This is a genomic window from Streptomyces sp. NPDC057253 (assembly GCF_042669125.1).
In the GTDB taxonomy this organism is placed as follows: Bacteria; Actinomycetota; Actinomycetes; order Streptomycetales; family Streptomycetaceae; genus Streptomyces.
In genome coordinates this window covers 63,846-87,131 of record NZ_JBHUXV010000017.1, presented here as the reverse complement: position 1 = coordinate 87,131, position 23,286 = coordinate 63,846, and the positions used below count along the sequence as shown (strand labels likewise).

Annotated in this window: 19 protein-coding genes; 4 read left to right on the top strand and 15 right to left on the bottom strand. The window is 71.1% G+C overall.

The features are described from left to right. Positions 1-44: 44 nt before the first annotated feature. A complete protein-coding gene (locus ACFULQ_RS12325) occupies positions 45-620 on the top strand; it encodes a class I SAM-dependent methyltransferase (protein ID WP_383541836.1) in 576 nt (191 codons plus the stop codon). Here the strand turns inward: ACFULQ_RS12325 and ACFULQ_RS12320 are convergent. Both ACFULQ_RS12320 and ACFULQ_RS12315 read right to left on the bottom strand, forming a co-directional pair. Further along, the gene (locus tag ACFULQ_RS12320) at positions 617-1,168 is read right to left on the bottom strand and encodes a DUF402 domain-containing protein (RefSeq protein WP_383541834.1); all 552 of its coding nucleotides are present in this window, start codon (positions 1,166-1,168) and stop codon (positions 617-619) included. The genes ACFULQ_RS12325 and ACFULQ_RS12320 overlap by 4 nt on opposite strands. Next, entirely contained in the window at positions 1,149-2,078 is a 930-nt protein-coding gene (locus tag ACFULQ_RS12315; RefSeq protein WP_383541831.1) for a GNAT family N-acetyltransferase, read from the bottom strand. Before ACFULQ_RS12315 ends, ACFULQ_RS12320 begins: the two co-directional genes overlap by 20 nt. A gap of 71 nt (positions 2,079-2,149) precedes the next feature. On the opposite strand from ACFULQ_RS12315, the gene ACFULQ_RS12310 reads away from it, so the two are divergent. After that, the gene (locus ACFULQ_RS12310) at positions 2,150-2,521 is read left to right on the top strand and encodes a GntR family transcriptional regulator (RefSeq protein WP_383541829.1); all 372 of its coding nucleotides are present in this window, start codon (positions 2,150-2,152) and stop codon (positions 2,519-2,521) included. A 34-nt stretch (positions 2,522-2,555) separates the two neighbouring features. Here the strand turns inward: ACFULQ_RS12310 and ACFULQ_RS12305 are convergent, their stop codons facing one another. Both ACFULQ_RS12305 and ACFULQ_RS12300 read right to left on the bottom strand, forming a co-directional pair. Further along, positions 2,556-3,275, bottom strand: a complete 720-nt coding sequence (locus ACFULQ_RS12305) for a DUF72 domain-containing protein (protein WP_383541827.1) — start codon at positions 3,273-3,275, stop codon at positions 2,556-2,558. A 15-nt stretch (positions 3,276-3,290) separates the two neighbouring features. Continuing rightward, entirely contained in the window at positions 3,291-4,385 is a 1,095-nt protein-coding gene (locus ACFULQ_RS12300; RefSeq protein WP_383541824.1) for a DUF5925 domain-containing protein, read from the bottom strand. Between the two features lie 166 nt (positions 4,386-4,551). Between ACFULQ_RS12300 and ACFULQ_RS12295 the strand changes: the two genes are divergently transcribed. Continuing rightward, positions 4,552-5,973 (top strand): xylan 1,4-beta-xylosidase, encoded by a 1,422-nt coding sequence (locus tag ACFULQ_RS12295; RefSeq protein ID WP_383541821.1) that lies wholly within the window; start codon positions 4,552-4,554, stop codon positions 5,971-5,973. Between the two features lie 21 nt (positions 5,974-5,994). Here ACFULQ_RS12295 and ACFULQ_RS12290 read toward each other — a convergent pair whose 3' ends face one another. The 7 genes from ACFULQ_RS12290 to ACFULQ_RS12260 form a co-directional block, all read right to left on the bottom strand. Then, positions 5,995-9,825 carry a lipopolysaccharide biosynthesis protein gene (locus tag ACFULQ_RS12290; RefSeq protein ID WP_383541819.1) on the bottom strand — a complete coding sequence of 1,277 codons (3,831 nt, stop codon included), beginning with the start codon at positions 9,823-9,825 and terminating at the stop codon, positions 5,995-5,997. Then, the gene (locus ACFULQ_RS12285; protein ID WP_383541817.1) at positions 9,818-10,618 is read right to left on the bottom strand and encodes a polysaccharide deacetylase family protein; all 801 of its coding nucleotides are present in this window, start codon (positions 10,616-10,618) and stop codon (positions 9,818-9,820) included. The genes ACFULQ_RS12290 and ACFULQ_RS12285 overlap by 8 nt, the downstream gene beginning before the upstream one ends. Then, positions 10,611-11,600, bottom strand: a complete 990-nt coding sequence (locus tag ACFULQ_RS12280) for a glycosyltransferase (RefSeq protein WP_383541816.1) — start codon at positions 11,598-11,600, stop codon at positions 10,611-10,613. Before ACFULQ_RS12280 ends, ACFULQ_RS12285 begins: the two co-directional genes overlap by 8 nt. Then, entirely contained in the window at positions 11,597-12,418 is an 822-nt protein-coding gene (locus ACFULQ_RS12275) for a glycosyltransferase family 2 protein (protein WP_383541814.1), read from the bottom strand. The genes ACFULQ_RS12280 and ACFULQ_RS12275 overlap by 4 nt, the downstream gene beginning before the upstream one ends. A 348-nt stretch (positions 12,419-12,766) precedes the next feature. Further along, on the bottom strand, positions 12,767-13,888 hold the full coding sequence (locus ACFULQ_RS12270) for a GNAT family N-acetyltransferase (protein WP_383541811.1): 1,122 nt from the start codon (positions 13,886-13,888) through the stop codon (positions 12,767-12,769). Between the two features lies 1 nt (position 13,889). Continuing rightward, on the bottom strand, positions 13,890-14,285 hold the full coding sequence (locus ACFULQ_RS12265; RefSeq protein WP_383541809.1) for a hypothetical protein: 396 nt from the start codon (positions 14,283-14,285) through the stop codon (positions 13,890-13,892). Positions 14,286-14,430: 145 nt separating this feature from the next. Further along, on the bottom strand, positions 14,431-15,639 hold the full coding sequence (locus tag ACFULQ_RS12260) for a S8 family peptidase (protein ID WP_383541806.1): 1,209 nt from the start codon (positions 15,637-15,639) through the stop codon (positions 14,431-14,433). Between the two features lie 277 nt (positions 15,640-15,916). Here ACFULQ_RS12260 and ACFULQ_RS12255 point away from each other — a divergent pair, with 277 nt between their 5' ends. Next, positions 15,917-16,711: an SGNH/GDSL hydrolase family protein gene (locus ACFULQ_RS12255; RefSeq protein ID WP_383541803.1), complete on the top strand. Its 795-nt coding sequence runs from the start codon at positions 15,917-15,919 to the stop codon at positions 16,709-16,711. A gap of 7 nt (positions 16,712-16,718) precedes the next feature. Here the strand turns inward: ACFULQ_RS12255 and ACFULQ_RS12250 are convergent, their stop codons facing one another. Genes ACFULQ_RS12250 through ACFULQ_RS12235 form a run of 4 tightly spaced genes read right to left on the bottom strand, consistent with a single transcriptional unit; the run spans position 16,719 to position 23,284 of the window. Further along, the gene (locus tag ACFULQ_RS12250; RefSeq protein WP_383541801.1) at positions 16,719-18,305 is read right to left on the bottom strand and encodes a serine/threonine-protein kinase; all 1,587 of its coding nucleotides are present in this window, start codon (positions 18,303-18,305) and stop codon (positions 16,719-16,721) included. Positions 18,306-18,362: 57 nt separating this feature from the next. Then, positions 18,363-20,105, bottom strand: a complete 1,743-nt coding sequence (locus tag ACFULQ_RS12245; RefSeq protein ID WP_383541798.1) for a sulfite exporter TauE/SafE family protein — start codon at positions 20,103-20,105, stop codon at positions 18,363-18,365. Continuing rightward, positions 20,102-21,694, bottom strand: coding sequence for a tetratricopeptide repeat protein (locus ACFULQ_RS12240; protein ID WP_383541795.1), 1,593 nt, complete (start codon positions 21,692-21,694; stop codon positions 20,102-20,104). The genes ACFULQ_RS12245 and ACFULQ_RS12240 overlap by 4 nt, the downstream gene beginning before the upstream one ends. Positions 21,695-21,751: 57 nt before the next feature. Next, the gene (locus ACFULQ_RS12235) at positions 21,752-23,284 is read right to left on the bottom strand and encodes a DUF4331 domain-containing protein (protein WP_383541793.1); all 1,533 of its coding nucleotides are present in this window, start codon (positions 23,282-23,284) and stop codon (positions 21,752-21,754) included. Positions 23,285-23,286 lie beyond the last annotated feature (2 nt).

Here is a 23,286-nt window from a genome sequence, read left to right as displayed (position 1 = left end):
GAGTCACGATTCGAGTGTCAGTGGCGGGTGTCACTCTTGGGCCCATGACGGACTGGAACGCCGAGGCGGCGACTTTCGACGACGAACCGGACCACGGCCTGCGCGACCCCGAGGTGCGGCGGGCCTGGGCGGGGCGGCTGCGGGAGTGGCTCCCGGAGAAGGCTTCCGACGTCCTCGACCTCGGATGCGGCACCGGGAGTCTGTCGCTCCTCGCGGCCGAGCAGGGGCATCGGGTGACCGGGGTGGATCTTTCACCGGCCATGGTGGAGCGCGCCCGCGCCAAGCTCGCCGGGCGTGACGCGGTGTTCCTGGTCGGTGACGCCGCGCGTCCTCCGGTGGGGGAGCAGCGGTTCGACGTGGTGCTCGTACGGCATGTGCTGTGGGCTCTGCCGGATCCCGGGCGGGTGCTGCGGGGGTGGTGGGGGTTGTTGCGGCCGGGTGGGCGGTTGGTGCTGGTGGAGGGGGTCTGGGGGGCGGTGGGGATATCGGCCGAGGTGGTGAGGGGGTTGGCTGAGCCGCTCGAGGCGAGGGTGTTCGTGGAGCGGCTCTCGGAGGACTCCTTGTTGTGGGGGAAGGACGTGCATGACGAGCGGTATGCGGTGGTGGTGAGGGGCGACTAAGAGCTCGGGGGCCAGCGCGGAGTGTCGGCTGCGGGTGCATCGTGGCTTGTCGCGCAGTTTCCCGCGCCCCCAAACAGGTGGGCCAGCGCATCCAACTCGTCCAGGGCCCTGGTCGCCGCCGACGCCGCCTCCGGATCCCGTTCCGCCAAGCCGCTCTCCTCGAACTCGTCCTCGTCCAGGCGGAGCACCTCCTTGCCGTCCGCCGAGACCCACAGGTCGAGGTCCAGGTCCTCCACGACCAACTCGGTGCCGTGCAGGGTCGCCGGGCGGGTGATGTCGCAGTACCAGCCCTTCAGGGTGCCGGCGGCGTCGCGGACCTCCTTCACCGCGTACCAGCGGTCCCGCCAGTAGTGCTCGGTGAAGACGTCGCCGGGCTCGAAGCGGACGAAGCCGAAGTCGCGGACGCCCTCCCCGGCCCAGGGGGCCCGGACCGTGACGCGGGTGCCGTCGTCGGTGAGGAGCTCGGCCTCGTAGCGGATCTTCGTACGGCCGGCCTTGACCAGAACGACCTCCACCCGCGGGAGAGGTTCAGATGAGTTCGCGGACATGACGTACCTCCGTGGCGCTGATCTCGTAGCCGAACCACTTGTTGATCGCGAGCATGGGTTCGTTGCCGGCGTCGTTGCCGGTCAGGGCCTCGGTGCAGCCGGCCGCGCGGGCGCGGTGCAGCGAGTCGTTCTTGGCGAGCTTGGCCAGGCCCCGGCCCCGGAAGGCGCGGGCGGTGCCGGTCATGGCGGTGGCGTAGCGGCCGGTGCCGTCGGTGTGGGCGGCGCTGAAGGCGGCGGGGCGGCCGTCCACGAGGGCGATCGTGGTCAGGGCATGGTCCAGGAGCGGGTGCTTCCAGTTCTCCTCGACCCACACCTCGTAGTCGGTGAACTCGGTGCCCACATCGCTCGGTTCGTCCAGCGTGGTCTCCGCGTCCAGCTCGAAGAAGGGGCGCGGGTCGTCCGCGAAGTCGGCGGCGGTGCGCAGTTCGACGCCCGGCGGGAGGGGCCGGCGCGAGGGCAGCGTGCCGTTCCTCAGGTCCAGACGCAGGAAGTGCGCGGAGCGGCCGGCCCGGTAGCCGTGCCGCTCGGCGAACGCGCGGTTGTGCGGCTCGTCCAGGACCCAGGAGAACAGCCTGGTCGCCCCGTGCGCCGCCAGGTGCTCCTCGGCGGTGCGCACGAGGAGGTCACCGGCACCGCGCCGGACGCGGTCCGGGCGTACGTAGATGTTCAGATAGCCCTGGCCCGGCTCCGGGCTGTCGTACGCGAGGCCGAGCTGCGCCGTGCCGATCACCTCGCCGTCCTCCTCCGCGACGAGGGAGCGGTAGTGGGCGTCCGGGTGGGTGTGGACCGTGCGGTGGACGACGCCGGCCGGCGTCCACAGCACGTGGGGGAGGGCCAGATGGCGGGCACGGGTGAAGTTCTCGACGTCGGCCGGGTCCTGTGGGCGCAGATCGCGCACGATCACGGTCATGAAGGCGCACGTTACGTGGGGGCCTTGCCCGGATGCCTCTCATTTTCCGGCTCGTGCGGGACAATCGGCTGGTGACCTTGAAGATCCACATCGACGACAGCGCACCGCCGTACGAGCAGGTACGGGTGCAGATCTCCGAGCAGGCCCGGGCGGGTGTGCTGCCGGTGGGGTACCGGCTGCCGACCGTGCGGGGGCTCGCGGAGGAGCTCGGGCTGGCCGCGAACACCGTCGCCAAGGCGTACCGGGCGCTGGAGAGCGACGGGGTGATCGAGACGCGGGGGCGCAACGGCACGTTCGTGGCTGCCGCCGGCTCGGCCGCCGAGCGGGAGGCGGCGTCGGCTGCTCAGGCCTACGTCGAGCGCGTGCGGCGACTGGGGCTCACGGAGGGCGACGCGCTGGCGGCCGTACGGGATGCCCTGCGGGCGGCTTACGGGGAGCGCTGAGCGGGGGACGGGCGGCAGCGGGAAGGCCGGCGGATCACAGCAGCGACTCGAACGTCATCGCGTCCCTTACGGCCGCCCCGTTCGGGTCGTTGTTGAAGTACGCGTACACGTCCTCGTCGTCGGGCCAGGTCTCCTCGATCCGCTCCGCCCAGGTCTTCAGGGACTGCCTGCCGTAGCTCGGCCACGCCCGGGCGCGACCCTCGTGGAAGCGGACGTAGCCCCAGTGCGTCGTGCGCCACAACGGGGTGACCGGGCGGGCCCGCACGTCGGCCCAGCACAGGGCCGCACCGCGGTTCTCCAGGACCTCGCGGGTCCGAGGCGTCCACCAGGACTCGTGGCGGGGTTCCACCGCGACCCGGGTCGAGGACGGGAAGCAGGCCAGGCAGGCATCCAGCAGATCCGGGTCGGCCTTCAGGGTCGGCGGGAGCTGGAGGAGGACCGGGCCCAGGCGCGGGCCCAGGCCCTCCGCGTGGCTCATCAGACGGTGGACCGGCTCCTCGGGGTCCTTCAGGCGCTTGATGTGGGTCAGGTACCGGCTCGCCTTCACCGCCACGACGAAGTCCTCCGGCACCCGGGCCCGCCACGCCTCGAAGGTCTCCCGGGTCGGCAGCCGGTAGAACGCGTTGTTGATCTCCACCGTCGGGAAGTGCCCGGTGTACTCCTCCAGCCAGAGCCGCACGGGCACGCCCTCGGGGTAGAGGACGTTCCGCCAGTCCTTGTACTGCCACCCCGAGGTGCCGACGTACAGGGTCATGCCTCCATCAAAGCACTACAGGTACAGCCCCGCGTCCGCCCCCGGCCGCGGCTCCGGCACCGCTGTCGGTGACGTTCCCCGGCGCAGCGCGTACAGCTCGGCCAGGGTCGCGCCCTCGCGGCCGACGCCCTCCTCGGTGCCCAGCCAGCCCACGGCCTCCCGGCGGGTCAGCGGGCCCACCTCGATCCGGGCCAGACAGCGGCCGGGCCGGACCACGGCCGGGTGCAGCCGCTCCAGGTCCTCGTTGGTCGTCACGCCCACCAGGACGTTGCGGCCCTGTCCGAGCAGGCCGTCGGTGAGGTTGAGCAGGCGGGACAGAGCCTGGCCCGCGGTGTGCTTGGCCTCGCCGCGGATCAGTTCGTCGCAGTCCTCCAGGAGCAGCAGCCGCCAGCGGCCCTTGCCCGTGGCGTCCTCCTCGCCGATCGCGATGTCCATCAGATAGCCGACGTCGGAGAACAGCCGCTCCGGGTCCAGCACGCAGTCCACCTGGCACCAGTCCCGCCAGGAGCGGGCCAGGGTGCGCAGGGCGGAGGTCTTGCCGGTGCCCGGCGGGCCGTGGAGCAGCAGCAGCCGGCCGGCGATGTCCTCCGGGGTCGTCTTCATCAGGCTGTCCATCGCGTCCGCGACCGGTGCCGTGTAGTTCTCCCGGACCTCGTCCCAGGTGCCCGCCGAGATCTGCCGGGTCGTGCGGTGCGGGCCGCGCCTCGGGGAGACGTACCAGAACCCCATGGTCACGTTCTCCGGCTGGGGTTCCGGCTCGTCGGCCGCTCCGTCGGTGGCCTGGTCGAGGATCCTCTTGGCCAGCTCGGGGTCGGTCGCCGTGACGGTGACGTCGGCGCCGCGGTTCCAGCGCGAGACCAGCACGGTCCAGCCGTCGCCCTCGGCGAGCGTGGCGCTGCGGTCGTCGTCGCGGGCGACGCGCAGCACCCGGGCGCCCGCCGGCAGGAGCGTGGCGCCGGTGCGGACCCGGTCGATGTTGGCGGCGTGGGAGTACGGCTGCTCGCCCGTCGCGAAGCGGCCGAGGAACAGCGCGTCGACGACGTCGGACGGGGAGTCGCTGTCGTCGACGTTGAGCCGGATCGGCAGCGCGTCGTGTGGGTTCGGGGACATGCGGCCCATGATCCGGCACGGGACCCCCACCCGCACCCGGTTTCCGCGCTGCGCCGGTTGTGTCGGCGCGTCCCGTGTCCCCGGTCCGTCCTCCACCTCCTGTTGCAGTTCTGTTTGTCCACGGCATCTGCCCGCACAGGCGTCCTCACGGATACCGTTGTCCTCAATGGGACGTCATGGGTGGTATTCGGGGGCACGGCGGTGGCGGCTCACCGCTCTGCTCGGGGTGGGCGCGGCGGCTCTCGCGCTGGTCGTGACCCTCCTCAACACGCTTCCCGGCAGCGGCGCGGGCACCGACGGCACCTCGCGCAACGGCGACCGGGTCCACGGCACCCCGACCACCACACCGGACGCGGACACCCCGGACGTCGGCTGGGGCTTCACCCACACCCAGTTCAGCGCCGACGAGGGCAGCTCCACGGCCGTCGAACGGGTCGAGCAGGAGATCAGGGACGCCGGCGGCATCCCGCAGAACCAGCACATCATGGGCTGGGGCGCCGACAACCCCGAGCCGGTCAAGGGGCGTTACGACTTCGAGGACCTGGACCGGCGTGTCGACTTCATCCGCGCCTCCGGCTCCACCCCGACCATCACCCTGTGCTGCGCCCCGGACTGGATGAAGGGCGGCGAGGCCGGCGTCGGCAACACCGACTGGAGCCAGGCGTCGCTGGAGACGGCCCCGGACCCGGCGCACTTCAAGGACTACGCCGCGCTCGCCGCGACGGTCGCCAAGCGCTACCCGGACGTACGGCACTTCATCGTCTGGAACGAGTTCAAGGGCTTCTGGAACAACGCGAAGGCCCGCTGGGACTACGAGGGCTACACCCAGCTGTACAACCTGGTCTACAAGGCGCTCAAGAAGGTGAACCCCGACATCATGGTCGGCGGCCCGTATCTCGTGATGGACAGCGTCGACCCGCGCTCCGCGGACGCCTCGGCGACCTTCAAGGGCCCCTGGGGCGCCATGGACCAGCGGATCCTCGACGCCTTCGACTACTGGAACCAGCACAAGGCCGGCGCCGACTTCGTGGTCGTGGACGGCTCCAGCTACACCAACGACGACGAGTTGCTGCCGAACGAGTTCGCGGCCACCGACAAGTTCACCGCGGTGAGCCGGTGGGTCAGACAGCAGACGGGGAACCTGCCGCTGTGGTGGGCCGAGTACTACGTCGAGCCCGCCGACAGCAGGGACGAACGCGAGGGCTGGTCCGAGAACCGCCGGGTCGCCGTGCAGGCCGCCGGGATGATCGCGCTGGCGAAGGGCGGTACCACGTCCGCGTTCTACTGGAACCCGGAGAACGAGAAGGGCACCGACTGCGCGGGGTGCCTGTGGACGCCGACGAGCCGCAGCGGCGGCGGCGGGACGCTGCCGATGTTCGATCTCGTGAGCCGCTTCGGCAAGGCCTTCGCGCCGGGGAGCAGGTACGAGGACGTCCCCGTCGCCGCCGACGACGTGCCCAACGTCCGGGTCCTCGCCACCGACCGGACCGTCCTCGTGGTGAACACCCTGAACCGGAGGATCAGCGCCGACATCGACGGCAAGCGGTTCGACATGGGGGCCTACGAGGTCAAGTGGCTCACCCGCTGAGCCACTCGACCCCGTAGGACCTCACTTCATCGTCAGGAACCGCTGCACCAACGCCGCCAGGAACACCGCCAGCAGGGGCAGCGAGAACCAGAAACTGCTCTGGAGCCACCGCAGTTGGCGCACGCTCGGCCGCACCGCGACCCGCACCACCTCACGGGCCGACAGCAGCAGGATCAGCGCCAGCGCGGCCAGCGCCCCCACCACCGACCAGGGCGTCCAGGTGATCTGCGGCCCGATCGGCCCCGGATCCGGCTTGGGCGCCTTCCCCGCGGGCTGGTCCCGCAGCGCGTACATGGTCACGTCCGCGTTGGTGAAGACCCGCTTGAGCTCCTTGCGGTTGTCCAGGTTCTCCAGCAGCCGCGGCTCCCACGTCCCCGAATAGCCCACGTCGAGCCGCAGATACGTGACCTGGCTGACGTTGACCATCAGATACGAGTTCGGGCCCGCGTCCTTCAGCGCCTTGACCAGACCCGACACCAGCACCGGGTCGGGCGGCGCCAACGTCGGCACGTAGGACACCTTCTCCATGTCCTTCGCGCCCCACGGCATCGCCGGCGTCACGTTGTTCACCGTGTCGTTGGACAGCCACAGCACCCGGACCGTCGGATCGTCATGGGCGTACACGTAGTCCATCGCGGCGACCTCGCCGGGCCGGATCCGCTCGAACGGCTCGTTGCCCCAACGGGCGACCAGGAAGCCGCCGATGAGCAGCAGACCCGCCATCAGCGCGGCCACCGGAGCCAGCGAGACCCGGTCCTTCTCGCGCTCCTTCGCGGTGACACCGGTGCGCGGGAAGAGCGCCAGCGCGGCGAGCAGGGCCGCACCCGGCAGGGCGAACATGAAGACGCGCAGGGCCATTTCGCCGCCGTACGACTGCATGCCGAAGCCGAGGAACGGGATGAAGGTGAGCACCAGCAGCGAGGCTTCCCGGTACTTGTGCTCGCGGCGGCGCCACCAGCCGTAGCAGGCCAGTGCCATGACCCCGCCGGCCAGCAGGACCCGGACGTACAGGACCAGCTTGTGGGTCGAACTGCCGCCCTCGATACGGCCGGAGACCGACGAGGAGACATTGCCGCCGACGCCCCCGACCCCGCCGAAGAGGTCGTCGAAGTGGCCCGACCAGTACGGCTCGGCCATCCAGCCGATCCAGGCGGTCACCATCACGGCGAACAGGACCGGCAGGCCCCGCAGTTCGCTGCGCCGGAACACCACGAGGGCCGCCAGCACGCCGAGCATCATGAACGGCGTGAGCTGGTGGGCGGGCACGCTCGCCGCGAACAGGCCGATCACCAGGGCCAGCAGGACGGCCCGTTGGCGCCGGTTCGTCGGCTCGACCTCGGCCTCACCGGGCCGCCGCCTCGTCCAGATCACCCGCGGGGCCCGGAACCAGACCAGCAGGACGGCCACGAACACCAGGTAGAGCAGATAGGTGAAGCCCTGCGGGGAGAAGTAGTCCTGGCCGACCCAGCCGCTGAGGACGAAGATCCAGATGCCGGTCCACTTGGCCCGCCAGCTCGCCCGCATGTGCCGTACGAGAAGGAACATCGGGACCAGGTAGGCCAGTTGGATCGCCGTCGGCCACCAGCGGATGACCTCGGTGAGGTCGGTGACCCCGCACGCCCTGGCGACGAACGCGGCCACCGCGAAGAAGCCCGGCCAGCTCCAGCGCGCGTCCAGGTCGGGCACCGCGGAGCCGGTCCGGTCGATGTAGTCGATGAACCCGAGGTGCTGCCAGGCCGTCGCGAACCGCGGCTCGGCCTCGATCACGGCGGGCAGCGCGTGCAGCGACACCACCGTGGCCACCAGGGTGAGCAGCAGCAGCGCCTTGTGCTCGCGGCCCAGCCAGAGCAGCGACGCGAAGACCACGACCAGGAGCGCCGCGCCGATCAGCGTGGGCAGCGGCAGGATCGAGATCAGCCCGAGGCCGCCCATCCGGTCCAGGTCGCTCTCGCCGAGACCCAGGACCGGCACCCAGTACAGGAGCAGCGCGACGGCGAGCAGGCCACCGAGGAACACACCCAGCCAGCTGGGCTGGAGCCGCTCCCGCAGGGACGGGGGCGGCGGCGGTTCCGCGGGCTCGGGCGGCTCCTCCGGTGCGACGGACTCCTCCGGCACGGCGGGCTCGTCCGGTACGGCGATCTCCTTGCCCGCGTCGAAGGCCACCTCGAACGGCGCGTCCACCTCCGGCTCGGACGGGCCCAGGGAGGACTCGGAGCCGGGCTCCCGCTCCTCCACCGGCAGTCCGAGCTCGGGGAGTTTCTGGAGCGCCCAGGTCGGGCGGTCGCGCGTCGGGCGCACGACCGGGGTGCCCGTGGGAGGGGTGCCGGGGCCCGGCCGTACGTCGGGGCGGCGCTCCTGGTGATCGAAGTCGACGTGGATCCCGAGGGCGAGGGTGTCCTGGTCGAGCGCCCAGCCGGGGCGGCGGGTGCGTCCGCCGGCCGGCGCCTCGCGCGCCCCGAGGTCGGCGAGGTCGCCGTCGGGAGCCGTGTCCGCCGGGACCTCGGCGGCCGGGGCGTGCCGGATCGTCCGGTACAGCCGGGGCGCGGCGATCGCGACGATCACCGCGAGCGAGGAGATCTCGGCGACGCCCGCGCCGGTCAGCCCCATGCGGGGCAGGAGCAGCAGGGTCAGACCGAGCACCAGGGCGCACAACAGGCCCTGGAGCCAGGCGAGTCCGGAGGTGCGGCTCTGCGCGCGCAGCACCGCGAAGTAGGTCTCCATGACGACCCTGAGCACCGCGCCGACCGCGAACCAGCGCAGCAGCGGGGTCGCCGCGTCCGCGTAGCCCGAGCCGAACACCCCGAGGATCCAGGGCGCCCCGACGAACAGGACCGCGGCCACCGGCAGCATGATCCGGGCCATCCGCCTCAGCGCGGCACGGGTGTTGGCGGCCAGCCGTCCCGGGTCGTGCGAGCCCTCCACGGTCAGGGAGGCGCCCATGTTGATGGCGAGCAGGTTGCAGGTGCCGCCGATCGTGGTGGTGATGTAGAAGTACGCGTTGTCCTGGGAGCTGACCTGGGCGGCCACGATCACCGGGACCAGGTAGACCACGGCGAGCGAGAACAGCGAGCCGGTGTAGTCGCCCGCGAGGAACCGCCCGATCTCCCGGAGGGAGGGCGGCTTCGCGTGGTCCTCGGTCGCCTTGACATGGCGGGGCGCAAGGCGTCGGAACACCAGCCAGCCCAGCGGCAGCACCGAGACGGCGATCGCCGCGACCCAGGACACGAAGACCCCGGCCGTCGGGATCGCCACCGCGAACGCGACCAGGAGTCCCAGCTTGACCGCCGAGAAGACGGTGTTGCCGACCGGCACCCACAGCGCGCTGCGCAGCCCGGTCAGCACACCGTCCTGGAGCGTGAGGACGTTCCAGGCGACCACGGCCGCGATGAAGCCGAGCCCGTTCACCGGCCCGTGCAGGAAGCGGTACGACGGCCCCCACACGTCCAGCGTGAGCAGGAAGACGGCCGCGGCGACCGCCACGACCACCGAACTGCCCGCGTACGTACGGAAGATGAGGCGTCCGGTGGCCCGGCCCGCGACCGGTATGAAGCGGGCCAGCGCGCCGGTCAGGGTCACCGCGGTCAGACCGGCGAGGAGCTTCATCGCGGCGATCGCGGCGGAGCCCTGGCCCACGGCCGACTCGGAGTAGTAGCGGGCCGCCGCCAGCCAGAAGCCGAGGCCGAGCACCGCGGAGATTCCGGTGTTGAGCATCAGGGCGTAGGCGTTGCGGAACAGCTGGCTGCCGCCGCCGGCGCCCTTGGCGTGTCCGAGCAGCCAAAAACGGCGCCCCGACTGCTCGGGCGCCTTCGCCGCGGTCGATTCGGGCTCGGTCGTGGTCGTCGTGTCAGACACGGGAACGGGAGACCTTCCGGCGGACCTGTCGTGCTCTTCGGACCAACGCGTACCCCTTGGTGAGGGCACGGTCCCTGGCGAAGTCCCGGGTGATCGCACGGCCCTGGACGAGCCGCTCGAACTCCTCGGTCGTGGTGGCGCGGCGCACCGTGAGACGGGTGAGCGCGTACGGCCCCTGACGGCGGCGCGCGAGGCCGTTGTTCACGGCGAGCGCCTGGCCGTACCCCGTCTCCCGCACCGCCCGGCGCACCCGGCGGCTGGAGTAGCCGTACGGGTAGGCGAGCGAGGCCGGCACGGTGCCGAGTTCGTCGCTGACGATCTCCTTGGAGTGGATCAGCTCGTGGCGCAGCGCGCGGTCGTCGAGCTGGTCGAGCTGCGGGTGCGTGTGGGTGTGGCCGCCGATCTCCACGTCCGCGGCGGCCAGTTCGCGCACCTGGTCCCAGTCCAGCATGGTGTCCAGGCCGCCGCCCATGTCGTGCGCGCCCCGGATCCAGCCCGTGGAGACGAACACCGTGGCCGGGAAGCCGTGTTTGGCCAGCACCGGCAGGGCGTGCCGGTGGACGCCCTCGTAGCCGTCGTCGAAGGTGATCAGGACGGGCCGCTCGGGCAGCGGGCGGCCCTCGCGCCAACGGGCGGCGAGGTCGGCCGTCCTGAGCGGAGTGCACCCCAACTCGTCCATGACCGCCATCTGTTGGGCGAAGGCCTCCGGGGACACCGAGAGCACCCGGGTGGCGTCGTTCGGGTCGGTCGAGACGGCGTGGTACATCAGGATCGGTACGGGCGGCTCAGCCATCCGACTCCCCCTCGATCGGCGCGACCGAGAACGTGGCACCGCCCCGCCGGGCCCGCACGGTGCCGACGACGTACCCGCCGGCCGCCGTCAGCACCCCCGCGACGATCGCGCCCGCCCGGCCCGCGCCCCCCGGCCGGGCCAGGGCCGCGTCCCGCAGCCCGCGCACCACCCCGGACGGCAGGACCCGGGTGGCGTACCGGCGCTCCGACTCAAGTCCCTTGTCGGCGCCGACACTTCGGGCGACCAGCGCCTTCGACAGGCCCTCCGCGTACGCGCGCGTGCGGAAGTACCCGAAGTGCTCGCGCGCCTCGGGCACCCGGTGGTGGATCACCGCCCGGTCGTCGATCAGCAGCACCGCGTCCGGTCTGGCCCGGCTCAGCCGGATGCACAGCTCGGTCTCCTCGCAGCCCAGCGGGCGCTTGTCGCCGTCCCGTCCGATGCCGGTCGCGAAGCCGCCCGCCGCGTCGAAGGCGCTGCGGCGGAAGGAGGCGTTGCCGCCGAGGACGTTGCGTACCCGGACCAGGCCGGACGGGATGCCCCGGTAGGTGCAGCCCACCACCCAGTCGAACTCCTCCGGGAACCAAGCGGGCCGGCGCCCCGACGCCCAGATCGGGACCGTGCGGCCGCCGACCGCCATCACCTTCGGGTCGGCGTAGGCCCCGGCGAAGTGCCGCAGCCAGTCGCGCTCGGCGACGGCGTCGTCGTCCAGGAAGGCGACCACCTCGCCGCGGGAGGCGGCGATCCCGGTGTTGCGGCCCGCGGACAGCCCGCGGGGGCCCGCGTTGGCGACCACGCGGACCTCGCCCACCTCCTTGTACTCCTTGGCCAGCCGGTCGAGCAGCGCCGGATGGTGGTCGACGACCAGCAACGTCTCCAGGGCCGGGTACGACTGCGTGCGCACCGAGGCGACCGCCGCGAGGATGTCCTCCCAGCGGTCCTCGGTGTACACGCAGATCACGACGGAGACGTCGGGACCGCTCAAGACACCTCTCCCCGGCGGGAGTCGAGCAGCGGGGAGTGGTGGGTACGCCGGCGCAGCGCACGCCGGTTGGACCGCTCCCCGAGGATCACCCTGAGCACCCGGAAGCCGTCCCGGACCGCCCGCAGATTGCTGGCGCCGTGGATGCGCAGGTACTCGTAGCTCGGGATCTCCTGGACCTTGAGTCCCGCCTTGACGACCCGGATGTTCATCAGGGTCTCCACCTCGAAGCCCGTGCAGTCGAGGTCGATCTTGTCGAGGCAGTGCCGCCAGAAGGCGTTGTAGCCGTAGCACAGATCCGTGTAGCGGGCGCCGAACTTGCGGTTGACGATGGTGCACAGCGCCCAGTTGCCGAGCTTGCGGATGAAGGTCATGTCGTCGGTGCCGCCGCCGTTGGCGAAGCGGGACCCCTTGGCGAAGTCCGCGCCCGAGACCAGGGCGGAGACGTAGGAGACGATCTCGTTGCCGTCGGCGGAGCCGTCCGCGTCGATCATGACGACGATGTCACCGGTGCAGGCCTCGAACCCGGTGATCAGGGCGTCCCCCTTGCCCTTGCCGTGCTGCTTCACGACCTTGACCTCGGGCCACAGCTCGCGGGCCACCGCGACGGTGTCGTCCGTGGAGTTGCCGTCCACCAGGACCACTTCGTGGATCCAGTCGGGCAGGGTCTTGAAGACGTACGGAAGGTTCTCCGCCTCGTTCATGGCGGGTATGACCACGCTCACCGGTGGCGCGATGGCCAGGTGAGTGGAGATCGGCCGGTACTGGCCGGCGACGGAAGCATCCTGGCCCGTCGTCGCCGGGCGCAGAACTGAACTCATGAGTCTGGTTCCCTCTCGTCCGGTGGACCGCCCGCCCCTGTGGGCGGTCCGGTTTTTTGCTCCGGTTCGAAAGGGGGGTTCTCACTCACGGCACGCCGGAAGGAATCTCCGTACCCGCCGGGTGAGCTGGCAAAGCTGGCCGACCGCCGTCTGAGACGACAGCCGGTCGCGCGGCACGGCTCGGCCACCATCGCGGCCACCGAGCACGGCACCCCCCTACCGCGCCCCGCGCCTGCCCGTCGCGGTCCTTGAGCCCTCCCCTAGAGCCGCTCGATGACGGGACGGTGCGGGTGAGATGTATGACGGTATTGACGATTGAACCCGTATGGCAAGACCTGGAACGAGGCCTCACGTTTTTGTTGGTTTGACCGTTACCGACGTTCCGGAACGGATCTTTCCTATTTTCTTCAGGAACCGGTCGGCCGGCTCGAACAGCTCCGGCCGTGACACCACGGCGTTGCGCAGCGCACGGGCCGGAACCCGGCGGGCGCGGTGTCCCACCGCGACCGGGTGCCGACGGGTCACCCACCCCTCCGACACGGTCAGTTCCCGTGTCTTCAGGGAGTCCTTGTACTCCTTCTGACCCCGGCCCAGATCGAGATGGGCGACACCGTCGGCGGCGGCCGCCTCGGCCATCCGCAGATGCAGGATCAGGCCCGGGGAGTACTTCGCGTACTCCGGGTCGTAGGCCGGGAACCAGCACGCGAGGACGCGCTCGGTGCGCAGCCCGAAGTGGGCGGCGACCGGCTTCCCGTCGGCGTACAGCACCGAGAGGATCCCCGCGAACGGCTCGGACCGGGTGTGGAACAACTGCCGGACCAGGTCGGCGATCCACGGGTGCGCGAAGCGGTCGCTGCGGCCGGTCCTGCGGTACTGGGCGGACTTCCAGTCCATCAGGGTGCGCAGGACGGCCGGGTCGCGCTCGTCGTGGACGTAGCGCACCTCGCTCGCGGTACGTGTCAGCCGGCGTTCCTTGGCGAGGGTGGTGCGGGTGAACTTCGGTGAGCGCAGCCGCAGTTGGGTCAGATAGGTCTCGTAGCCCTGGTCCAGGTCCATGACCGGCGAGGGGAAGCCCTTGGCGGCTCCCGCCTCGAACGGCCCCTGGCCCTCCACCAGATGGTCGAACTCCCAGACGGCGAGACCGCAGGCCCGTAACAACTCCCGTGCGTCCCAGACGAATCCGGGCCGGTGCACCAGTCCCTGGGCGTCCGAGATGCCGAGACCGACGGCCCGGCCGACGCCTGTGGCGCTCCGCTGGAACGGGAAGAACGCGACGGGCTCGCCCTGCTCCCGTACGACCGCGATCCGCACGCCCCGCCGGTACCGGCCCACCGCGAGCGCGAACTCGGGGGACAGGAACGGGTTGGCCAGCTGCGGTGAGCCCTGGAGATGGGCCTTGGACTGCAGAGCCGTCCACGCCGCCCGGTCGGCGCCGCTCAGCTCGCCGGGGCGGTACACGCTGATGTCCACGTCAGCTGTCCTGACCCTTCGCCGCCCGGCGTCGCCGCAGCAGCACCGGCAGCAGGATCAGGGCACTGATCACGGCCATCGCCACCACCCCGCCACGCGGTGACCAGCGGTGCGTGGCCAGCATGCCCTGCGCCACCAGCATGTTGAGGACGATCGAGCCGGCCAGCGCCGCCGGCACCCGGGCGAGCGGATCGAGGCCGCGCAGCGCGGCGGCGATGCCGGCGGCGGGCGCCACGAGCAGGAAGAACAGCACGAGCGGGGCCCGCAGCGGTGAGTCGGAGCCGGTGAGCGCGAGCAGCGCGCCGAATCCCCCCACGGCGGTCGCCGCGCCCGCGAGCAGCGGCGTCAGTTCTCTGCCGGACGCTTTCGAAGAAGTTTGTGCACGTGTGGTCTGCATGAGCGACGTTTCCCCCCAGAAAGCGCCGGATGCCGGGCTTCAATGTCGCGCAGCGCCGTACGAGCCGTCAAGGCCGTCTGGTACGGACTTGGACACGCGTGTCCCCGGAGGCGCAAAGCACCTCCGGGGAACGGGACTTCGGGTCTTACGGGACGAGCCTCAGGAGCTTGTTGGGCGAACCGCTGCCCGGGCTGGTGACCGCGTTGGACGTGGCACCGCCCACCAGCGCCGTGGCGACCTGGGCCGGGGTGGCCGAGGTGTGACCGGCGAGGTAGACCGCGGCCGCGCCCGCGACGTGCGGGGTCGCCATCGACGTACCGGAGATGGTGTTGGTGGCGGTGTCACTGGTGTACCAGCCCGCCGTGATGGAGGAACCGGGGGCGAAGATGTCGAGCACCGAGCCGTAGTTGGAGTAGCTGGCCCGGGCGTCGGTGCTGGTGGTGGCGCCGACGGTGATCGCCTCGGTGACGCGCGCCGGGGAGTACGAGGAGGCGTTGGCGCTGCTGTTGCCCGCCGCGACCGCGTAGGTGACACCGCTCGCGATGGAGTTGCGGACGGCGGTGTCCAGGGTGCTGGACGCGCCGCCGCCGAGCGAGAGGTTGGCGACCGAGGGACCGGAGTGGTTGTTGGTCACCCAGTCGATGCCCGCGATGACGCCGGCGGTGGTGCCGGAGCCGGAGTTGTCGAGCACGCGCACCGCCACGATCTTCGCCTTCTTGGCGACGCCGTAGGTGGAGCCCGCGATGGTGGTGGCCACATGGGTGCCGTGGCCGTTGCCGTCGGCGGCGGTGGTGTCGCCGTCGACCGCGTCGTAGCCGTAGGAGGCGCGTCCGCTGATCTGGGTGTGGGTGATGCGGACACCGGTGTCGATGACGTACGCCGTGACGCCGCTGCCCGCGGAGTCCGGGTAGGTGTAGGTGCCGGAGAGCGGGAGCGCGGCCTGGTCGATGCGGTCCAGGCCCCAGGGCGCGCTGGACTGGGTGGTGTCGGCCAGGTGGACGGTCTGGTTCTGCTCCACGGAGGCCACCGACGGGTCGGCGGCGAGTCTTTTCGCCTCGGTCGCGGAGAGCGTGGCGGTGTAGCCGTTGAGCGCGGAGCCGAACGTCTTGCGGACGGTCCCGCCGTACTCCTTGATGAGCCCCTTGCCCTCGCCGGACGAGGCCTTGAAGCCCGCGTTCTTCTTGAGCGTGACGATGTAGCTGTCCTTGACGGCCGTGGGGGAGCCGGCGGCGAGGACCTTGCCCTCGGCCGGGGCGGCCTCGGCGGGCAGGGCGGTGAGTCCGCCGACGAGGGCGGTGGCCGCCAGGGTGGTTATCGCGGCGAACCGGAACTTCTTGCTACGCAGTTGTGCCATTACGAGGGAGTCCTCCTCATGGGCGACCCGCGCCTGGGTCGGGCGCGGGTCCGTGGGGGGCGTGCGCGGGATCGCGCACACCACCAGGAGCGTCGCGTTCCGCTCTTGGCTGAGGTAAAGGCTGGGTCATCTACACGGGCAGAACAAGGGAGTTGAGGAGGAGTCAACAAATCTGTCATGTCCACGAAATCAATGGTGATTTTGGCATGGACACTTCCCGTCGATACGCCTGCTTGCTACGACAGATGTGGCAGAGATCCTGCTAAAGGGAGGTTCCATGAGACGTTCCCGATTTGCCGCGTACGTCGGCTCACTCCTCCTCGCCCTCGCCGCCGTCCTCACCGGGACAGGCACCGCCCACGCCGCCGAAGGCCCCTATGTGGCCCTGGGCGACTCCTATTCCTCGGGCGTCGGCGCAGGCAGCTACATCAGTTCAAGCGGCGACTGCAAGCGCAGCACCAAGGCCTACCCCTACCTCTGGGCAGCCGCCCATTCACCCTCGTCCTTCGCTTTCACGGCATGCTCGGGCGCTCGAACGGGTGATGTTCTGGCGAACCAGCTGACGCCCCTCAGCACCGGCACCGCCCTTGTCTCGATCAGCATCGGCGGCAACGACGCCGGCTTCGCCGACGTCATGACGACCTGTGTGCTCCAGTCCGACAGCTCCTGCCTGGCCCGGATCAACACCGCCAAGGCGTACGTCGACTCGACGCTCCCGGGTCAACTCGACAACGTCTACTCGGCGATCACCACCAGGGCCCCCAACGCCCATGTGGTCGTCCTCGGCTACCCGCGCTTCTACAAGCTCGGCACCACCTGCCTCGGCCTCTCCGAGACCAAGCGGAAGGCGATCAACGACGCCGCCGACTACCTCGACACCGCCATCGCCAAGCGGGCCGCGAACCACGGCTTCGCCTGGGGTGACGTCCGCTCCACCTTCACCGGCCACGAACTGTGCTCCGGCAGCGCCTGGCTGCACAGCCTCAACCTGCTCAACATCGGCGAGTCCTACCACCCGACCGCGGCCGGCCAGTCCGGCGGCTACCTCCCGGTCCTGAACAGCGCGGCCTGATCACCCCTCACGGGGACGCGGTGGAGGAGGCCTCGTCGCTGCCGGACGGGGTCTCCGTCACGCAAGTAAGCGAGAACGGGACCGAGTTGGACGTCTTCTCGACCGGGTCGCGGACCTCCACGCTGATGGTGTCCTCGAACGTCCCGCTGTCGTCCTGCGTGGTGACGAACCGCCGGTCCTGCTGCGTCTTCCCGCCTCCCGAGGGGAACGAAAGCGTCTTCCAACTCCCGTTCACCGAGCCGTTCTTCGACACCCAGCGGTACGTCACCGTCGCCGGGAGGCGGCCGACCGTCAGGGTGGCCGTGAAGCTGGGGGCCGCCGACCGGTCCGGCGGGCACGAGCCCGTGTAGTCGGTGTTCGAGCCGCTCAGGGAGACGTTCACCGACTGCGGCGGGGGCGCGCTGGTGGTCTTCTCGCTCGGGCTCGGGCTCGGGCTCGGACTTTCCTCGTCCGTCTTGTCCGTACCGGTCGTCGCGGGCGAACTCACCGCCGGACCGGTGTCCTTGGCGGTCTGCCCGTCATTGTCGCCGTTGTCGCGGTTCAGCAGCGCGTACGTCAGCCCCGCGATCGCCAGCGCGAGGGCCAGCACACCCACGACCAGGACCACCCCCGCGCGACGGTTGCGCTCGGGGGCCGTGGCGGTGGTGGTGGGAGTGGAGGTCGGGGTGGGCGCGGGCCGGTACGGGGCCGTGGGCGGCTCCTGCGGGAACGGCGCAGCCACCGTCGGGGCGTACGGCCCCGCCTGGACGGCGTCCGCCCGGGGCGTACCCCCGGCCGCGACGATCCGCAGCTCCTGCTCGGCCCGCTCGGCCGGCAGCCGCTGGGCCGGGTCCTTGCGCAGCAGCCCCTCGATGACCGGGGCGAGCGGACCGGCCCGGTACGGCGGCGGCAGCTCCTCGTCCACGATCGCGCGCAGGGTGCTCAGCGGGGTGTTCTGCCGGAAGGGAGAGTTCCCCTCCACGGCGGCGTACAGCAGCACGCCCAGCGACCACAGGTCGGACTCCGGACCCGGGGTGCGGCCCAGCGCCCGCTCCGGGGCGAGGAACTCGGGGGAGCCGATGACCTCGCCGGTCATCGTCAGCGCCGAACTGCCCTCGACCTGGGCGATTCCGAAGTCGGTGAGCACCACCCGGCCGTCGTTCGACAGCAGTACGTTGGCGGGCTTCACATCCCGGTGCAGGACCCCGGCCTCGTGCGCGGCCCGCAGCGCGGAGAGCACCTCGGCGCCGATGTGCGCGGTCCGCTGCGGACTGAGCGGACCCTCCGCGTCCAGGAGTTCGGCGAGCGAGACACCGCGCACCAGCTCCATCACGATCCACGGCCGGCCGTCCTCGGCGGCCACGTCGTACACCGTGACCACATTGCGGTTGGCGACCCGCGCCGCCGCCCACGCCTCGCGCTCCAGGCGGGCGTACAGCCGCTCGACCTCCTGCGCCGCGAGCCCGTGCGGTGCGCGCACCTCCTTGACGGCCACCTCGCGGTGCAGCACCTCGTCCCGGGCGCGCCACACGGTTCCCATGCCGCCCTCGCCGAGCGGGGACAGGAGGCGGTAGCGGCCCGCGATCACTCGCTCACCGCCCGGTTCTTCGGACACGACCGTCCCCCACTTCGTACTCCGCTCGACTTCGCATGATTTCTTGACAAAAGTAGCTCAGCCGAGTGCGGATGCCGCCCCCTTGAGCACCAAACCGGCCCCAAGGGCCACGACGACGAACGCGGACATCAGTGGTGCGGTCCTGCGCACCAGCGCGGTCAGCGGGCTCGCCGCCAGGCGGGGGCGCCGGTCCAGCACCCGTGTGACTCCGCTACCCAGCCTGACGACGGCGAATCCGGCCGCGGTCAGGGTCAGGGCGAGTCCGACGCCGTACGCCACCACGAGCAGCAGCCCGAACCAGGCCTGCCCGAGCGCGGCGGCGCCGACGAGCACGACGACGGCGGAGGGACTGGGCACGAGGCCACCGGCGAAACCGAGCAGGATCGTGCCGCGGATGGTGGGGGCGACGGCGTGGGTGTGGGTGAAGCCGCCGTGGGTGTGTTCGAGGGAGTGGTTGTGGTCGTGGTCGTGGTCGTGGGTGTGACCGTGGCTGTGGTCGTGGTGGTGGCCGTGTTCCGGGCCGTGGTCGTGGGTGTGGGCCGGTGTGTGGGCGTGGGCGTGGGCGCGGGCCTTGGCGGTGGCCGGGGCCGGTTCCGCGTGGGCGGCCACCAGCACCAGGGGGCGCTTCTCGGCCTCTTCGTGGTCGTGGGTGTGGCCACCCGGTCCGTGCGGGTGGGGGTGCGGGTGGTCGTGGTCGTGCGCGTGGTGTTGGCCGTGGTCGTGATCGTGGCCCTGACCAGGGCTGTGCGGATGCGGGTGCCCGTGGTGTCGGGTGCGCAGGGCCCGGCGCAGCAGGGTCACGCCCGCCGCGGTGACCATGAGGCCGCTCGCGATGCCCAGCCAGGCGATCACCGAGGGAGCCGCCGTCGAGCCGGCCGCGACCAGCAGGCCCAGCGCGACCACGCCCAGGGTGTGGGTCACCGTCACGGACGCGGCCAGGGGCAGGACGTCCTTCATCCGGGCCCGGCCGCCGCGGGCCGCGGCCACCGCCGCCATCAGCGTCTTGCCGTGGCCCGGGGCTAGCGCGTGCATCGCGCCGAGGAAGACGGCGATGAGCAGGGCGAGCGCCGCGAAGCCGACGGTGAGGTCATGACGGGCGACCAGGGAGTCCAGGGCGCGGGTCCAGCGGTCGGCGCCGCGGGGCAGCACCGAGGCGGCGGGGGCGTCCGTGCGCTCCTCGGCGAGGGCCGGTCCACCGGGCCGTACGCGCACGGAGGCGGTGACGGTGTCCGCGGGGGAGGACAGCAACTCCTGCGGATACGTGGTCAGTTCCTTCGAGATCGACGACGTGGGTACGTCCGACCCGGTGAGCGTCATCCGGTCGCCGCGCGCGGTGATCTCGCGCCAGCCGGGGCCGGAGTCGGTGCCCGCGCTGTGGAAGCCCAGGGAGACGGAGGCCTCCTTCGGCAGCGGGGCGGTCAGCCGGCACTCCACCCGCAGGGTGTTCAGACCGGCCTGTCCGGGACGCAGGCGTGCGTGGCTGCTCCTGACGACGAGGTCGGCCGGGCGGCCGTCGACGGTGACCTTGGCCCCCTCCGCCGCCTTCTGGCAGCGCTGTGCGGCCCACTCGGTGGTCCCGAGCCGCTCCAGGTCCGGCTTGACCTGGGTCGCCGGGATCTCGGCGAGGTCCTCGACATGGTCGACACGGAGCTGCCCGGGGGCGGCGACGAGACCGTCGTAGCGGTTGACGGTGAAGTTGCCGAGAGGGTGGGCGCTCGCGCTGCCGGAAGGGAGCAGCGCGAGCGCACAAGCCGCCGTCAGGACGGCCGGGAGGGACACGAACAGACGGCGGAGCTTCAACGGGCCATCTCCTTCAGTGCCTTGCGGGCCTCGCGGGCACCGAGCGGGGAGAAGCCGGGGTTCAGCTTCAGGGCGGAGGTGAGCTGGGTCCTGGCTTCCTTCTTGTCACCCGTGGCGAGCTCGATGATCCCGCGGTGGTAGCGGAAGGAGGCGTTGCGGTAGCCGGTGGCGGTGGCCTGCCGGGCGTACGGCAGGGCCTCCTTGTCACGGCCGTTGACGTGCAGGGCCCAGGCCAGCGCGTCCGCGGTGTGCACGGTGTGCCGGCGGGACCATTCGGCGCGGGCGGCGCGCAGGGCGGATGCCTTGTCGCCGTGGTCGGCGGCGGCCAGCGCGGTGTCGAGGTCGGCGTTGACGCCGTTGGCCCGGGCGAGGGCGATCCAGGCGTCGACGAGCGCGTACTGGTCGCGTGCCCTGGCCTTGTCCCCTTCTGCGCCCCGGTCCTCGTACAGCTCACCGAGTTCGACGAGCGGCCCGGGCAGCGGATACCGCGCCACGACGGCCTCCATGCCCTTGATCGCGGCGGCCCGGTCGCCGCTCGCGGCCTGGGCGCGCGCCCTGCCCTCCAGGGCGGGGAGGTAGGTGTCGTCGGCGGCCAGAGCGCGGGCGTAGTGGGTCAGGGCCGTGTCGTAGTCGCCCTGGGCCCAGGCGAGTTGGCCCAGCGCGGTGGCCACGTAGGCGATGTCGCCGGGAGTGGTCGCGCTGGACAGGGCCTGTTCCAGGACGCCGCGGGCGGTGCGGACGTCGCCGCGCAGTTCGTGGACGTACGCGTAGCGGGTGAACACCGGGATGCCGGGCCGCCGTGCGTCCGCGAGGTCGGCGGCCTTCGACGCCTCGTCGTAGCGGCCGAGTTCGACGAGGGCGTCGATGCGGGAGGACAGGGCGCGCTCGTCGTAGGGGTTCTGCTTCAGCGTTTTGTCGGCGTAGGTGAGGGCGCCCTTGAAGTCGTGCCGGGCGGCGGCGAGGGCGGCCAGGCCGGTGAGGCCCTGCTCGTTGTCCGCCGCCAACTCCACTGATTTCCGCAGGGCTTGCTCGGCCTGCGGATACCGCGAGGGGTCACCCTTGGTCCGGGCCTGCTCGACGTAGGCGAGCCCGAGGGTGGCCCAGCTGCCGAAGTCCTTGGGCTGAGTGCGCAGATGGGCCTGGATCGCCTTGATGCTCGCGTCGAGGTCCCCACTGGCCATGAGCCCGGGCGAGACCGCCGACGACGAACTGGCGACGGTGGTGGTCCTGCCGTCCCGCAGCGCCCCGAAGGCGATCGACCCGCCCGTCAGCGCCACGGCCAACAGCGCCGCGCACCCGGCGAGTTGAGCGGCCCGCCACCGCCGCCCGGCCGAGGAGACCCGCCGCACGGCGGCAACCTTCTCGTCCTCGGCGACAGTCGAGGGCTCCACGGTCTCCGAAGAACCGCTCTGCTCGTCCTCGGGTGCGCTGTCGGTCGTAGACCCGGACATGCCCTCTCCTGATTCATTCGTGGTGTACTGCGGCGCGGCCTGCACCGTGGGGGATGAGTACGCGCAGGCCGCGCCAGTTAAAGGGGGTGCGTGGAGGTTTTTGCCTTTAGGGGCGCGGGGAACTGCGCGACCAGCCACAGCCAACCCGCACCCGCCAGACGGCAGATCGAGGCACCCCCGTAGGCACGGCGAGCCTTAGTAGGCACGCCGCCGCATCCGACGCCACCACATCAGCGCCGCCCCGATGAGCACGATCCCGGCAGCACCGGCACCGGCGGACCCGGCGATCAGCGTCGTGTTGTTCGACCCGGACGCACCCGCCGGCGACAGCGCGTCCCCGAGCTGGTTACGGACGTCGTTCCCACCGGACGTGCCCTTGGCCAGCGGGCCACGAGAACCCTCCGTCGGCAGCGCGACGTACGGGAACGACTTCTCGAAGTCCTTGTCGTTCTTGTCGACCGCGTCACCCAGGTCGTTCTTGGACCCGACCAGCTCACCCTCGACGACCTGGAGCGAGGCGTCGATCACGTCGTCGGTCAGACGGCGCCCGTTCGGGAACCCGGCGTTGTCGCCATCAAGCACACCGAGCCGCTTCGGAGAATCGGTGGGCTTGATGGACGTGTTGAGGCGCAGCTCCTCCGCGGGCCGCACGTGGGGCGGCTGGTTCAGCCCCTTCACACCCTTGAGGAACACGTCCACGAGGTCGTTGCGCGGCTCCTTCGGGGCGGGGATCTTGTAGATCGCCTCGATGAGCTTCGGCAGCTCCGGGTTGGTCACGTTCTTCAGGAACTGCCCGTCCTCCCACGGCGAGGACGCGTTGAACTTGTCCTTGTCCTTCAGCGGGTTGACGACCTCGTTGACCAGCGGGTTGCCCAGGCGCGAGACCTGGGAGTAGTACCCCTGCGCGTTCCGGCGCTGGGTCGTCGACCAGATGCCCACGACCGGCTGGTGCGAGGACTCGGTGATCATGTCCGTCGGGACCTGGAGGGCTATCGAGTTGACGTTGTAGCCCTTGAGCGTGTCGTTGCCGACCTCGCTGAGGTTCCCGCCGTACAGCAGGTCGAAGACGCGCAGGTCCGCGAAGAACGGGTCGTCGGCCTGGCCGGCGAAGGACGTCGAGTCGTTGGGAAGCTTGTAGACCGCCTGGTCGCGCAGCTTCTCGTAGTTCGGCATGGACGCCTTGCCGACGTTCGACGGAGCCACCGGCACGTCGTCGGCGATCTTCGTCTTGTACTTGACCTTCTGGTTCTTCAGCTGGAAGAGCTCGATGTCGTACGTCTGCGTGACGTTCAGGTCGGGGTCGTCGAGGCTCTCGACCACGCCCGTGTTGTACAGGAACGACTTCTTGTTCTTGATGTGCGTCTTGAAGGTGAAGCGGTACAGCAGCTCGCCCTGACCGTCACCGTTGTTGTCGATGTGCAGGTCGTACTGCGCGTCCTCGGCGAACTGGTAGAAGTTCGGCCCGCCGCCGGGCTCCTGGAAGGGGATCCAGTTGGCGATGATCGTCGTCGAGTCCGGCTTGTCGGGGCTGACGAACGCGTACACGTCGGTGTTGTCGTACTGGGGGGTCCCCGAGATCAGCGGGGCCTCCCGGTGACTGGAGGCGGAGGCCGCCCCCGGTTCCAGCGTGGCCACGCCGGCGGCTACGAGCCCCCCGGCGGCCAGCGCACCACATACGAGGGTCGCGAGACTCCTGCGTCCCGAGCCGCTCCTGGAGATAGGTGTCATGC

Coding starts and splice junctions, on each gene's coding strand:
- ACFULQ_RS12325 (WP_383541836.1), top strand. CDS start 45: ATGACGGACTGGAACGCCGAGGCGGCGACTTTCGACGACGAACCGGAC.
- ACFULQ_RS12320 (WP_383541834.1), bottom strand. CDS start 1,168: ATGTCCGCGAACTCATCTGAACCTCTCCCGCGGGTGGAGGTCGTTCTG.
- ACFULQ_RS12315 (WP_383541831.1), bottom strand. CDS start 2,078: ATGACCGTGATCGTGCGCGATCTGCGCCCACAGGACCCGGCCGACGTC.
- ACFULQ_RS12305 (WP_383541827.1), bottom strand. CDS start 3,275: ATGACCCTGTACGTCGGCACCTCGGGGTGGCAGTACAAGGACTGGCGG.
- ACFULQ_RS12300 (WP_383541824.1), bottom strand. CDS start 4,385: ATGTCCCCGAACCCACACGACGCGCTGCCGATCCGGCTCAACGTCGAC.
- ACFULQ_RS12295 (WP_383541821.1), top strand. CDS start 4,552: ATGGGACGTCATGGGTGGTATTCGGGGGCACGGCGGTGGCGGCTCACC.
- ACFULQ_RS12285 (WP_383541817.1), bottom strand. CDS start 10,618: ATGGCTGAGCCGCCCGTACCGATCCTGATGTACCACGCCGTCTCGACC.
- ACFULQ_RS12275 (WP_383541814.1), bottom strand. CDS start 12,418: ATGAGTTCAGTTCTGCGCCCGGCGACGACGGGCCAGGATGCTTCCGTC.
- ACFULQ_RS12265 (WP_383541809.1), bottom strand. CDS start 14,285: ATGCAGACCACACGTGCACAAACTTCTTCGAAAGCGTCCGGCAGAGAA.
- ACFULQ_RS12260 (WP_383541806.1), bottom strand. CDS start 15,639: ATGGCACAACTGCGTAGCAAGAAGTTCCGGTTCGCCGCGATAACCACC.
- ACFULQ_RS12255 (WP_383541803.1), top strand. CDS start 15,917: ATGAGACGTTCCCGATTTGCCGCGTACGTCGGCTCACTCCTCCTCGCC.
- ACFULQ_RS12235 (WP_383541793.1), bottom strand. CDS start 23,284: ATGACACCTATCTCCAGGAGCGGCTCGGGACGCAGGAGTCTCGCGACC.